The 12,508-nt window shown below is 72.6% G+C and carries 10 protein-coding genes; 4 read left to right on the top strand and 6 right to left on the bottom strand.

The genetic code is table 11. From position 1 onward, the window contains the following. The first annotated feature begins 40 nt into the window (after window positions 1-40). Window positions 41-1,978, top strand: coding sequence for a glycoside hydrolase family 5 protein (locus ACXJMZ_RS03620; RefSeq protein ID WP_457028504.1), 1,938 nt, complete (start codon window positions 41-43; stop codon window positions 1,976-1,978). Between the two features lie 58 nt (window positions 1,979-2,036). Here ACXJMZ_RS03620 and ACXJMZ_RS03615 read toward each other — a convergent pair whose 3' ends face one another. Both ACXJMZ_RS03615 and ACXJMZ_RS03610 read right to left on the bottom strand, forming a co-directional pair. Then, window positions 2,037-3,164 (bottom strand): nucleotide disphospho-sugar-binding domain-containing protein, encoded by a 1,128-nt coding sequence (locus ACXJMZ_RS03615; RefSeq protein WP_457028503.1) that lies wholly within the window; start codon window positions 3,162-3,164, stop codon window positions 2,037-2,039. Window positions 3,165-3,353: 189 nt separating this feature from the next. Further along, window positions 3,354-4,142, bottom strand: coding sequence for an MBL fold metallo-hydrolase (locus ACXJMZ_RS03610; RefSeq protein WP_457028502.1), 789 nt, complete (start codon window positions 4,140-4,142; stop codon window positions 3,354-3,356). Window positions 4,143-4,229: 87 nt separating this feature from the next. Between ACXJMZ_RS03610 and ACXJMZ_RS03605 the strand changes: the two genes are divergently transcribed. Both ACXJMZ_RS03605 and ACXJMZ_RS03600 read left to right on the top strand, forming a co-directional pair. Continuing rightward, window positions 4,230-4,844 carry a CGNR zinc finger domain-containing protein gene (locus tag ACXJMZ_RS03605; RefSeq protein ID WP_457028501.1) on the top strand — a complete coding sequence of 205 codons (615 nt, stop codon included), beginning with the start codon at window positions 4,230-4,232 and terminating at the stop codon, window positions 4,842-4,844. Window positions 4,845-4,940: 96 nt separating this feature from the next. After that, window positions 4,941-5,693 (top strand): DUF7134 domain-containing protein, encoded by a 753-nt coding sequence (locus ACXJMZ_RS03600; RefSeq protein WP_457028500.1) that lies wholly within the window; start codon window positions 4,941-4,943, stop codon window positions 5,691-5,693. A 9-nt stretch (window positions 5,694-5,702) separates the two neighbouring features. Here the strand turns inward: ACXJMZ_RS03600 and ACXJMZ_RS03595 are convergent, their stop codons facing one another. The 4 genes from ACXJMZ_RS03595 to ACXJMZ_RS03580 form a co-directional block, all read right to left on the bottom strand. Then, on the bottom strand, window positions 5,703-6,425 hold the full coding sequence (locus ACXJMZ_RS03595; protein ID WP_457028499.1) for a DUF2785 domain-containing protein: 723 nt from the start codon (window positions 6,423-6,425) through the stop codon (window positions 5,703-5,705). Window positions 6,426-6,544: 119 nt separating this feature from the next. Then, window positions 6,545-7,798: a vWA domain-containing protein gene (locus ACXJMZ_RS03590; protein WP_457028498.1), complete on the bottom strand. Its 1,254-nt coding sequence runs from the start codon at window positions 7,796-7,798 to the stop codon at window positions 6,545-6,547. Further along, window positions 7,795-9,021, bottom strand: a complete 1,227-nt coding sequence (locus ACXJMZ_RS03585) for an AAA family ATPase (protein ID WP_457028497.1) — start codon at window positions 9,019-9,021, stop codon at window positions 7,795-7,797. The genes ACXJMZ_RS03590 and ACXJMZ_RS03585 overlap by 4 nt, the downstream gene beginning before the upstream one ends. Window positions 9,022-9,079: 58 nt before the next feature. Beyond that, entirely contained in the window at window positions 9,080-10,474 is a 1,395-nt protein-coding gene (locus ACXJMZ_RS03580) for a hypothetical protein (RefSeq protein WP_457028496.1), read from the bottom strand. A 61-nt stretch (window positions 10,475-10,535) separates the two neighbouring features. Here ACXJMZ_RS03580 and ACXJMZ_RS03575 point away from each other — a divergent pair, with 61 nt between their 5' ends. Beyond that, the gene (locus tag ACXJMZ_RS03575; protein ID WP_457028495.1) at window positions 10,536-12,506 is read left to right on the top strand and encodes an amino acid adenylation domain-containing protein; all 1,971 of its coding nucleotides are present in this window, start codon (window positions 10,536-10,538) and stop codon (window positions 12,504-12,506) included. Window positions 12,507-12,508 lie beyond the last annotated feature (2 nt).

The following is a 12,508-nucleotide window of genomic DNA, read 5'->3' as shown; positions in this document are numbered from 1 at the left end:
AGTTGCACTGCCTCGTACCCTAACCCTCAAGGGAGAGACCGTGAGAAACGCCAGGTCAGGCACGATCAGGAGGGCCCTCAGCCGGGCCCTCTGCGTCGCCGCCCTCCTGTCCGGACTACCCGCCGGCCTGAACGCGGCGTCCGCTGCCCCGGCCGCAGCGACACCACAGACCGGTGCGCAGCTCGCCGCGTCCTGGACCGGCCCGCTCAGTACCCGCGGCCGCTGGATCGTCGACGCGAACGGCGACCGCTTCAAGCTGAAGTCCGGCAACTGGGAGGGCGCCCAGGGCACCTGGCAAGGCAGCGGCGACATCGGTGATCCGGCAAATCACATGCACGGGGAGGACGGGCACAACATGCCGCTGGGGCTCGACCGAGTCCCGATGGCGAAGATCCTGGCCGACTTCCACGGGCTCGGCATCAACAGCATCCGGCTCCCGTTCTCCAACGCCCTGCTCCACGACAGCACGGTCGTGCCGGACGCGGCCGTCGCGGCCAACCCCCAGCTGCGCGGGTCCACCGGACTCCAGGTGTTCGACGCGGTGGTCGCCGCGCTGACCGCCGACGGCTTCGCCGTGATCCTCAACAACCACACCACCAGCGCCCGTTGGTGCTGCGGACTGGACGGCAACGAGCGCTGGAACAGCGGGCAGTCCACCGAGCAGTGGATCGCCGACTGGGTCTTCATGGCCGAGCGCTACCGGGCGAACAAGCGGGTGGTCGGCGCCGACCTGCGCAACGAGATCCGCCGGGACGTCTGGGACGACCCGAACTGGGGCTGGGGCGACTCGCACGACGCGAACGCGGCCTTCGAGGCCGCCGGGAACCGGATCCTGCAGGCCGCGCCTGACCTGCTCGTCATCATGGAGGGCATCAACTGGTACGGCATCCCGCTCGACGGGCTGCCGCACGGCCGGCCGGTGCTCGCCCCCGTCCGCACCCTCTCCAACACCCTGATCAGCTCAGGCAAGTTGGTGTACGCGGCGCACTTCTACGCCTACACCGGCCCGGCCAACAGCGGTGCGGGCAGCGGGCTCGGGGCCACCAGCGACCCGCGCTACCAGGACTTCACCGCCGCCGAGCTCGCCCAGGTGGTCGACCGGGAGGCGCTGTTCGTCACCCAGTCCGGGCAGCACTTCACCGCCCCCGTGTGGATCAGCGAGTTCGGCGCCGGCGGCCGTGGCTCGAACGACGCCAAGGAGCAGGCCTGGCTCCGCAACTTCACCGACATCCTGGTGGCCAACGACACCGACTTCGCGATCTGGCCGCTGGTCGGCTGGACCAAGGACGGTGCCCCGCTGGACAGTTGGTCCCTGCTCTCGTACGCCCCCGACGGCACCCGGCTGAGCATCGACGATCCCGGTGACTGGCGGGTGACGGACTGGCGCAGGCTGGTCGGAGCTCCGGGCCTGACCGGGCCTGTCGCCCGGGTCGACCACTGGAACATGCTCAACCTCGACCACGGCGACTACATCGTCTCGTCCCGGATGCTCGCCCTGCCCGACTGGGACTCGGGCGCCCGCAAGGGCAACTGCCCGGACGGCCAACGCCTGACCGGCCTCGGCCGCAGCGACAGCCGGGGCCTGTGCACCGACTCGGCCCAGCCCGGGCTGACCAACGCGCCCTACCTGCGCGTCACCGACGAGCGCTACGTGACGGGGGGCGACTGGGCGTCCGGGTACAACAAGCTGCAGTGCCCGGACGGCCAACTCGTGGTCGGCTACGGCGTCCGGGGCAGCGCGATGGCGTCCCTGCTCTGCGCCCAGGCGAACGCTCCGCTGCCCACATCGGGCCGGAACGTGTGGTTCGACCACAGTGACAACCGGCCGGCCAACGGCGGCTCGGTTGCCAGCGACTGGGCCCCCGGCTACTACAAGGGCCAGTGCACCGACCGGGAGTACGTCGCGGGGGTCGCCTTCACCTGGAAGTGGAACCACGGCGGGGTGCCCGACGCCCTGCTCTGCCGACCGCTGAGCTGAGCCGTCGGCGCCGGACCGCAGGCGTTCCGACCTGKGGCCCGGCGCCGGACGGTACGGGTCAGCGCCGAGCGTTCGCGAGGGCTTCGATGGCGGGGACGAGGGCGGCCGGGGTGGGCAGGGCGTCGTTCTCGGCCCGGAGGCGGACCGCAGCGTCACGGAGCTCCGGGTCGCCGACCAGGCGCGCGAGCAGCGGGGTGTCGACGTCGCCGGAGCTGGAGCGCAGGGCGGCACCGGTGGCGGCGAGGGTGTCGGCGACGACGAAGTTGTCGGCGCCCTGGGGAAGCAGCAGTTGGGGAATCCCCGCCTGCAGGCCGGTGAGCGCACTGCCGGAGCCACCGTGGTGGACCACCGCGTCGCAGACCCGCAGCAACTCGGCCAGCGGAACCCACGGCAGCGGGCGGACGTTGGCCGGAAGCGTGCCGAGGTGGGTGAGGTCGGCGCCACCGACGGCGAGCAGGAACTCGGCGTCCACCGAGGCGGCGGCCTCGATCAGCCGGGTGATCGCGTGCACGCCGTCGATCTCGGTGACCACGGTGCCCAGGGTGACCGCGACTCGCGGCCGGGTGCCGCGGCGCAGCAGCTCGGCGGGGACCACACCGCCGCCGTTGTAGGGGAGGTAGCGCATCCGCAGGCCGCCCGGGTCGCCGCCGAGCGAGGCCGGGACGATGTTCAGCGGGGTGGTCTCGGCCGGGGCGGCCACGCCGTGTGCCTCGTAGAGGTCGGTGAAGTGACCGGCCAGCCGCGCCGCCATCTCGAGGCCGGAGGTGAAGCCGAAGTTCTGCAGTGCCGCCGGGATCTTGAGCTTGGCCGCGACCAACTGGGCCGAGGCCAGGCAGGAGTCATGGATCAGCAGGTCGGCCTCCCACTCCCCGGCGGTCGCCAGCAGCCCGTCCACGGTGGCCCGGGAGGCGTGCGCGAAGGCGGCGGCCGCCATGTCGAGGATCTGGTCCTGGGTCAGATCCGGCCTGGCGTACCTCGGCTGCTCACCACTGACGGCCTCGAAGGACTCCCGGAGCGACCGGCCGTCGCCGATCTCGACTATCGGGAAGCCGGCCTCCCGAAGCTGGTCCAGCGGCTTCGGGCTGGCGAACAGGACCTCGTGCCCGGCGGCCCGCAGGGCCTGTGCCGTCGGCACCATCGGGAACAGGTGGCTGGGCGCGGCCGGGCCGGTGAAGAGAATGCGCACGGTGGTTCTCCTGATCGTTGACGGATTGCACGGGCAGGGCCCGTCACTCCTGCAACTGATGGAGAGTCAGTTCGCGTTCCCGGCACGATCGACAATCGGACGTTCTCGCACGGGCCTTGCCAACAAGGGGCTCGGTGTGATCCCGGCGGATCGGAACGGCCGTACAGTCGGTGGGCCCGGCCGGCACCGTCAGCCCCGGTCGCCCAGGTCCAGGCGGTCGGCCAGGCCGGCCTTGGCGAACGCGGCTGTCAGTTCGTCACCACCCTCGGTGAAGTGGGCCCAGCTGTCGTAGTGGACCGGAACCACCCGGCGGGCGCCGAGGATCCCGGCGGCCTCGGCGGCCTGGGCGCTGTCCAGGACGAGGACCGCACCGTCGAAGAGCACGGGGAACCGGGGAGCCCCGGCGAACAGGATCGCGGTGTCCACCGGGCCGAAGCGTCCGGCGATCTGCTCGACCGCGTCGAGCGAGGCGTTGTCGCCGCTGACGTAGACCGTGGGCAGGCCCTCGCCGGTCAGGACGAAGCCGATGACCTGGCCGGTGACCGGCTCGACCTGCTCGCGGGCCCCGGGGCCGTGGATGGCGGGCACGCCCGTCACGGTGACCGTGCCGCCGCCGGGGCGGTCGAGCTCGACCGACTCCCAGTCGGCCAGCCCCCTGGCCCGGCCCCCCAGGCGCTGCCCGCCGCCGGGCGTGGTGAGGGTGAGCGGGACCTCGGCGAGCAGGGCCCGGCCGGAGGTGTCGAGGTTGTCGGGGTGCTCGTCGTGCGAGAGCAGCACCACGTCGATGCGGCCGAGACCGGCCGGTGCGGCGGCAGCGGGCGCCGTCTTGGTCAGCAGGGCGCCCGGCCGCTCGTAGTCGCCGGGGGCGTCGAAGGTCGGATCGGTCAGGAACCGCAGGCCGCCGTAGTCGAAGAGGGCGGTCGGACCGCCGAAGACGCGGACGGGGATCTGCTCAAAAGTCGTGCTGGTACTGGTCATTCAGACACCTCACGGATGAGTAGCGGTCTATCCGTGATGAACGTTAGCGGGTTCTCACGGAAGAGCGCAAGACGTACCATGAGAGTCATGAGCGAGACCCAGACCGCCGAATCCGTGTTGCCGCCCGCGCCAGGGGCGGCGGACTACCTCGCCCTCGACTTCGTCAACAGCGCCGTCGCGCTGCCCGGCGGGCAGTTCATCGACCTCCTCGGCACCCCCGGGGCCGCGAACCACTGGCTCACCGAACGCGACCTCGCGCCGGCCGACGCCGGGGTGCGGGAGATGTGCGCGACGCAGCTGCGCTCGATGCGCGAGCACATCAGGTCCCTGTTCGCCGCCCGGACGGCCGGGGTGCCCGCTCTGCCCACGGCTCTGTCCGCCGTCAATGCCGCGCTGACCAGGGCCCCCACGGCCGCCCTGCTGTACTGGGACGAGACGAACGGCCCCTACCGGGCGGCGCCGTGCCCCACCACCGAGATCCTCGACCACGCCCTGGCGACCCTCGCGGCCAACGCGGCCGACCTCCTCACCAGCCCCGACGCCGACCGCCTCACCGCCTGCGGCTCCACCCCCTGCACCCGCTACCTGCTGCGCCACGGCCGCGGCCACTGGTGCTCCACCCGCTGCGGCGACCGGGTCCGCGCCGCCCGCGCCTACGCCCGCCGCACCCAGCCGAACGCGGATGTCCAGGCGCCGCGTTGAGCGATGCTCCCCACCCGGTCCGTACCTCCGGAGGAGGAGGGCGGGTCACCTCAGCGGCTGACTCGGGGTCAGTGGTCGGCTGCCTACGCTGGCGGCGTGTACCGACTCCATGCATGGTTCCTCCAGCGTCCCGCCGTCGGCGACGGCGCCTGGGCGATGTGCCTGTTGCTGCTGGGCGGGTGGGCGGCGGCCGAACTGCCCGGGCCGTTCGGTCGGCCGCAGCTCGGCAGTCTGGCCGTCGGGGTGGTGTTCGCGGCCCTGATGCTGCTGCGCCGCCGGCATCCTGACCTGGTCGTACTGGCCGGGATCGCGGTGGGCGTCGGGGAGTTGCTCGCCGGGGCCGAACCGGGTCTGCTGCAGGTCGGCTGTCTGTTGCTGGCCCGCTGGGCCGCCTGCTTCGGCTCCCCCCGGGTGTCCCGGGCCGCGTTGCTGAGTGTGCTGGCGGTCGGGCCGCTGGCCATGGCGCGGGGAGTCGCCGACGGCAGCCTGGGCGACTTCTCGGCCTGGCAGCTGGCGCGCATCTCGGTGGCGTACTCGGTCCCCTTTGTGGCGTGCTGGGTCTGGGGACTGTGGGCACGAGCCCGGCGTACGGAGCTGGCCGAGCTGGCGGACCGGGCCGCGACGGCGCGCACCGAACTGGTCCGCGAGGCCGTACACGCCAGGATGGCCCAGGAGTTGCACGATGTGATCACGCACGATCTGACGGCGATGACCGTCCAGGCCGGCGGGGCCGAACACGTGCTGCCGGTGAACCCCCGGCTGGCCGGGGACGCCGTGCGTGGCATCAGCCCCCAGGGGCGCCGGATCCTGGCCGAACTCGCCCGCCTGAAGCGGGTACTGACACCCTGAACGCCGCGCTCACCGCTGCACGATCGCGTCGAGGACCGTGGCGAGACGCTCCTTGACCGCCGCCCGGTGCTGCAGGGCCTCCGGCGCCGACTCGCTGGTGGGCCGTACACCCCGGTCCGCGAGGACGTAGAGCAGGCGCAGCGTGCGCAGGCAGTTGCTGAGCTGCGCGGGCACCGGCGTGCTGATCCGGTCGGCTCCGAAGTGGGTGGCGATCGGGTCCAGCCAGGCCGTCGCGTCGTGTTCGGCGAGGCCGGGCCGGGTGAGGACGAGGGCGACCGCTTTCGCCAGCCGGTCGTCCTCCAGCTGGTCGAAGACGTACGTGGTGGGCGCGGTCAGTCGCGCGGCGGCGAGGTCGAGCATCCGTACCGGATCCACCTCGGGGTGGAGCCCGAAGCTGCCCAGCAGGTCCGCGCCGTGCGCAACCGCGTGCAACCAGCCGAGCTCCCCGTCGTAGCCGCGCAGGTCCTGCTCCGTCGAGTACCAGAGCTCGAACGCGTCCACCCAGCCGGACCGGTGGTCACCCTGCTCCACCAGCATGTCGAGCACCAGCGGCGCGAAGGTGCGGGCCTGCACCTCCTGGTCGAGGAAGCGGGCCGCCATCTCGTCGCCCAGCGCGAGCCGCAGCGGCTCCTCGATCACCCCCCGGGCAATCCAGGTCCAGAGAACGGCGTACGGCGCGCCGTCCCGGATCAGCGGATCGGGATCCGCCAGCGCGGCGGAGAGCTCACTCACCAGCTCCGCCATCGAACGGTCGGCGGGTACGGCACAGTCAGCGGCTTCGATTGCAGTCCAGTCGGTCACAGTGGGGCACACTAACCACACGCCGCCCCGCCGCGCCCGCGAATTGGGCCCTACCCGATCTCCACCACCCGGGCCCAGTCCGGTGGCGTGTCCGGTACGTAGTCGGGGTCGTCCTCGTCCCAGGAGCCGGCCGGCCGCGGGCGCGGGAACAGGCCAACCACCGTGCGGCACGGTGGCCGGCTGCTCGGCCAGGGTGTCTGACCGTCGGTCAGCACCACGATCACGTCCGGCCGCTGTCCCGTCTGCAGTGCCCTGGCGAAGCCCGCCCGGAGGTCCGTCCCGCCACCGCCCACCAGCGGGATGCCCTCGGCCCGGCACAGCTGGTGCACGATCCCGGACGCCGCGTCGCAGGGCAGCACGCTCACCAGGTCGCGCCGCCCGCAGAGGGCCTGCGAGATCGCGGCCACCTCCCGCAGCGCGCTGCCCAGTTCGGCGTCACTGACCGACCCGGAAGTGTCGATGATCACCGCGACCCGGGGCGGGCGGCGGCGCAGGCTCGGCAGCACGACGCCGGGCAGTCCGGCCGAGCGACGCGACGGGCGGCCGTAGGTGTAGTCCTCGCCCGCACCGGAGCCGGAGGCTGCGGAGCGGACCGCCGCTCCCAGCAACTCCCGCCACGGCTGCGGCGCTTGGAACGCCTCCTCCGCCCAGCGCTGCCACCCCTGGGACGCGCTGCCGAGCCGGCCGGTGATGCCCTGCGCCACCCGGAACCGGACCGCGTCGCGCTCCTGCGGGCTGAGGCCGTATGCGCCGTCCGGTCCCAGCTCCCAGTCCCGGTCGAGCCCGTCGGCACCGCTGCCGCAGTCCAGCCAGGCCAGGCTCTGGGTGTGCGGCCCGAGCCGGAACTGCCGCAGGTAGTCCTCCATCAGCTCGCCCGCGGACAGCCCCAAGTCACGTGGCTGGAGGGCGCCTTCGGGCTGGACCAGACCGTCGCCGAACACGTCGTCGTTGATCTCGCAGTCCGCCGCGATGTTCATCCGCAGCCGCTCCCCCGGGCCGGTCAGCCCACGTTCCCGGGCGACCCGGTCGCTGCGCCCGTGATGGTCGCGGAGCAGGTGGGACACCTCGTGCACCCAGGCCCCGGCCAACTCCTCCTCCGGCGTCCGGGCCACGAAGGCCGGGGAGACGTAGCACCGCCAGTGCCGGTCGACGGCCATCGTCGGCACCCGGCGCGACTCCACCACGTGCAGCGCGAACAGCGCCGTCGCCAGGTACGGCCGGGCCCGGGCGGCGTGCAGCCGGGCGGCGAACAGCCGGTCCCGGTCCAGTACTTCCGGTGCGGCCGGTACTCCTCGTGCGGTCATCGGCCCGCCTTCGCGCCGACCGCGACCCGGGCGGCGACCTGGTCGGCCCGCCGGGACAGCGAGACCACCCCGGCGAGCCGCTCGATGGCCGCCGGTACGTCCCAGTCCTCGCGGCGCAGAGCCGCCAGGGTGTTCGCCGGGACCACCACCAGATCCGGTGCCCCGGTCTCCAACGCCCGTACCAGCAGCGCCCAGGCGGAGTCCCAGCGGTCCCGCTCCGGACGGTTGCGGACCGCCGCCACCACTCCGTCGAGCACCGCCTGCCGCAGATCCCCCCGCTCGGGCAGCGCCGCACCGGCGGGGTCGGCGAGCAGCTCTTCGGGGTCGGGGAGGTCCATCCGGTCCAGGCTCGCCAGCAGTTCCAGCCCCGGACCGTCCCCCACCGTGCCACGGACCAGGAGCGAGAGGACCTCCCTGGACGAGCCGGCGGCCGTCGCGAAGGCGACCAGGGTCAGCGTCATGTCCCAGCTTCGGGGCGACGGCCAGGGCCCGCCGCGACGGGTCTCGTTGGACGGCAGCCGGTGTACCAGCCCGGGACGGGCGGCGAGCAGTCCGCAGACCGCACGCCGGGCGAACTCCACGGCTGCCGACAGCCGTTCGGGATCGAGGCGGGGCAGCGTCGCCCGGGGCCAGGTGCCGCCCAGGCCGCGGACCACCACCTCGTGGTCGTGGGTCCACTGCAGGTGGACGAAGCGGTTGGCCAGCGGCGCGCTCAGCTCCCAGCCGTCGGCCGCCGAGGCGCGCGGATTGGCCGCGGCCACGATCCTTACCCCGGGCGGCAGTTGCAGGGCCCCGATCCGCCGCTCGAGCACCAGGCGGAGCAGCGCCGCCKGGACGGCCGGTGGCGCGGTGGAGAGCTCGTCCAGGAAGAGCAGGCCCCGGCCGGCCCGCACCAGCCGGACGGCCCAGTCCGGCGGGGCCATCGGCACGCCCTGTTCGGCCGGGTTGTCGCCGACGATGGGCAGCCCGGAGAAGTCGGACGGTTCGTGGACGCTGGCGATCACCGTGGTCAGCGGCAGGTCCAGGGTCTCCGCCAGTTGGGTGAGGGCTGCGGTCTTGCCGATCCCCGGCTCGCCCCAGAGCAGCACCGGCAGATCGGCGGCCACCGTCAGGGTCAGCGCCTCCAGCTGGATGTCGGGGCGCGGCTCGGTGGTGGAGTCCCGGAGCAGGGCCAACAGCTCTCCGGCGATGTCGAGTTGGGACACCTGGGGGTACGAGGACATGTCTGATCACCTGTTGTCTGTAGAGAAGGGGTGGAGTGGGGGGGCGAAGCCCCGAGCGTCAGCGGGTCAGCGCGTGACGCGAACGCGAGCGGTTGCCGGCGGTACGGCGACGGTCCGACCGGCCGCGCAGCGGCCCGGTGCCGGGCCCGACCAGGCCCGCCCGGAAGAGTCCGTAGGTGACCCGGCGCAGCGCGGCGGTCTCCAGTTCGTCCCGCAGGTCGCCGCTGCGCAGCAGTGCCTCGGGGCCGAGCAGCCCTTCGACGACGGCCAGCGCACCGGCGGTGTCACCGTGGTCCAGCCGCTCGCGGACGCCGACCAGGCAGTCCGGGTGACGGTGCGCCACGTCGATCGCCTGCAGGCAGGGCAGTGGGGTGCCGGACAGCGCGGCCAGCAGTTCCTCGCGGCGGATCTCGGCCGGGTCGTGGTCCAGTGCGGCCAGCACTCCGTCGACCAGGCCGATCCGGTGCCGGGCTCCCCGGCACTCCACCAGCTGCGGCTGCCCGGCCAGGTCCGGCCGGTGGGAAGGACCGGTCGGCGAGTGGTCGGGGACCAGCGCCGAGGCGACCAGCGGGTGCAGCCGATCGGCCTCGATCAGCCCGGCGCGCAGCAGGTCGAGGTCGGGCAGCACCCAGGTCGCCGCATCGGGCAGGACGGGCAGCGGGTGGGCGCCGCGATCCAGGGCCGCCGAAGCGATCTGCAGAGCGGGCGGCCCGGGGCCGTCCCGGTCTGCGGCGAGCTCCAGGACCAGCCGGTGTCGGGCACTGAGCCGTACGCCGACGGCACCGGCGGTCCGGCCCTCGGCGTGGAGCAGGATGGCCGCTTCGGCCGCCCACCGGTCGACGGCACACCGGTACCCGGGCGGCACCAGACCCGTGAGATCCGGGAGGTCCGCCGGCCTTCCCTCGGCCCCGGACCGGACCCCCAGCTCATCGGCCCTGCGCGCGTCCCAGAGGTGACGGTGCAGGTCGAGGCGGAAGCGCCGGTGGGGACGGGGATGCGGCGGGCCCCAGGCAGCCGCCTCGGACTGGGACCCGTCCCACAACGCGAGGCTGATCCGCTGTCCGGCGTCCGCCCAGGCAGGCGGTGTCCGGGCCACCAGCTGCACCGGGCGGTCCCCGTCGCACCCCGAAGTCCCGTACCGGGCCAGCTCGATGGTCAGGCCCGGGCGCAGCAGCCCGTCCGGTGCGATCCTCGGCAGGTGCCACCGCAGTAGGTCGGGCGCCAGATGGCGGAGATCGGCCCGTACCCGGGCCACCAGTTCCTGCCCGTGGGTGCGCGACAGGTGGCGCAGGCCGAAGTCGATGTCGACGCCTGCGGCGGCACACGCCCCGGCCCAGTCCCCCGCACGACGGCGGGCGGTGGCAGTTTCGATCATGGAGGCCGGCACGGCGAACTCGCGCACGCGCAGCCAGCGGGAAATTCGGGAATCCCCATTCGCGGTCCAAGTGAGCATCAGCACTCACCTTGCGCGGATGGGACCCCCGATCTGTGAACGGAGTGAGTAGTCATCGCCGATGACCCTAGCGCCCCTCCCGCCGATCTGCCAGGTCCTTTTTCCGGCAGCGCCGGGCGGCCGGCCTGTGCCGCTCTTCCCAGTCGACGGAGCACCGAACTCGACTGAAGGCACAGGAAGTTCACCGACACCACGCGATGCGCGACCGCCAAAGTGGCGCTTCTCGGCCATTTCTGACGCACCATCAAGCCGGTCTCGAAAACCGGTCGGCGGAACGCCCCCGGGCCGGGCGACCGGAAGATCACCCGACGCAGCCGAGCGCGCACGGTCCGGAGTCGAGTATCGGCACATTACCCCCCTCCCGCCAGACCATGCCTGTTCACAGGTCCACCACTCCACCTGGAGGAAACGGCCCCAACAACCATTGTGGCGACACATGTTCGAAGGTAGAGTCCCGGATCGCCGAGCACGAATGAGGGCTCGCGAAGCATTACCTGGGGCGGGCATGTCAAATTATCGCGGCGCCAGCGAGGTCACTTCCGACCTTTTTGACGCGTTCAGGCAAACTACTCTTCGCTACCCGGATCGTCCGGCGCTCATCCACCATGGGAGCGCCGTGAGTTATCACCGGCTCAACGAGCTGGTGAACACACTTGCCGCACGCCTGGGAGCCAATCCCGGCGTGGTCGCCGTACCGGCGGCGCACACACCGGAAACGGTCGTCGGGCTGCTCGGCGTACTGGCGGCCGAGGGCGCCTACTGTCCCGTCGATCCGGCATTCCCGCCGTCACGCAAGCAGGCGATGCTGTCGGCGGTCGACTGCCGCACCGTGCTCGGCGCCGATCCTGGAATGGCAGACCAACCCGGGTTGAAATACCTGGAGTTAGATCATCTGGGGGCTGATCCGGCCGAGTCGGACCAGTCGGCCGAAATCACCGGCCCCCCGGCCCCCGACACCCCGGCCTACATCCTCTTCACCTCGGGCTCGACCGGGCAGCCGAAGCCGGTCGTCACCCCCCGCCGGGCCATCTCCGCCACCGTCCACTCGCTGCGCGAGCTGTTCGGTCTGACGCCCGAGGACCGGGTCCTGCAGTTCGCCTCGCTGAACTGGGACACCTGTTTCGAGGAAATCCTGCCGACCCTCACCGCAGGAGCCACCCTCGTCCTCGACGCCGAAGCGCACTCGGGATCGTTCCCCCGCTTCCTGCGGATGGTCGAACGGGAGCAGATCACCGTCCTCGACCTGCCGACCGCCTTCTGGCACGAGCTGGTGCTCCACCTCGCCGAGGACCGGCTCGCCCTCCCCGCCTGCCTCCGCCTGCTGGTGATCGGCGGCGAGGCGGCGAACCCGGCCCGGCTGGACGACTGGAGCCGCCTGGACACCGGACGGATCCGGCTGCTCAACACCTACGGCTGCACCGAGACCACCCTGATCACCCATGCCGTCGACCTGCACGGCCCCGAGGCACCCTCCCCGGGCTGGGACTGGGGCAGCGGCACCCGGGCGCCGATCGGGCGGCCCCTTCCGCACGTCGTCCAACAGATCAGCGATCAGGGCGAGTTGCTGATCGGCGGGCCCGCGCTCGCGCTGGGCTACCTCGGGCTGCCCGAGGCCACCGAAGCCAGGTTCACCGCCGTCGACGGCGAACGCCGGTTCCGTACCGGCGACCGGGTGAGCAGCTCACCGGACGGTGTGCTCACCCACCAGGGCCGGCTCGACCACGAGATCAAGGTGCGCGGCATCCGGGTCGACCCGGCGGAGGTAGAGGCCCACATCGCGAGCCACCCCGGGGTGCACGCGGTGGCCGTGGTGGGGACCACGCTGGCCGGCCGGTCCGCGCTGGTCGCCTACCTGGTGCCACGCACCCCCGCGACGGCCGGGACCCTGGACGCCGACGTCCGGTCCTACCTGCACGGGCGGGTCCCCGGCCATCTGGTGCCGAGCCGGATCACCGTGGTCCCCCAACTCGTCTTCACCGTAAGCGGAAAGGTCGACCGCGCAGGCTCGCACCTGCGCCACGCAACTCACTGACA

It is taken from the genome of Kitasatospora sp. P5_F3 (assembly GCF_054049135.1).
Note: the sequence above shows the minus strand (reverse complement) of the source record. Positions and strands in the feature narration are given on the sequence as shown.

Coding starts and splice junctions, on each gene's coding strand:
- ACXJMZ_RS03610 (WP_457028502.1), bottom strand. CDS start 4,142: ATGACCAGTACCAGCACGACTTTTGAGCAGATCCCCGTCCGCGTCTTC.
- ACXJMZ_RS03605 (WP_457028501.1), top strand. CDS start 4,230: ATGAGCGAGACCCAGACCGCCGAATCCGTGTTGCCGCCCGCGCCAGGG.
- ACXJMZ_RS03590 (WP_457028498.1), bottom strand. CDS start 7,798: ATGACCGCACGAGGAGTACCGGCCGCACCGGAAGTACTGGACCGGGAC.
- ACXJMZ_RS03580 (WP_457028496.1), bottom strand. CDS start 10,474: ATGCTCACTTGGACCGCGAATGGGGATTCCCGAATTTCCCGCTGGCTG.
- ACXJMZ_RS03575 (WP_457028495.1), top strand. CDS start 10,536: ATGACCCTAGCGCCCCTCCCGCCGATCTGCCAGGTCCTTTTTCCGGCA.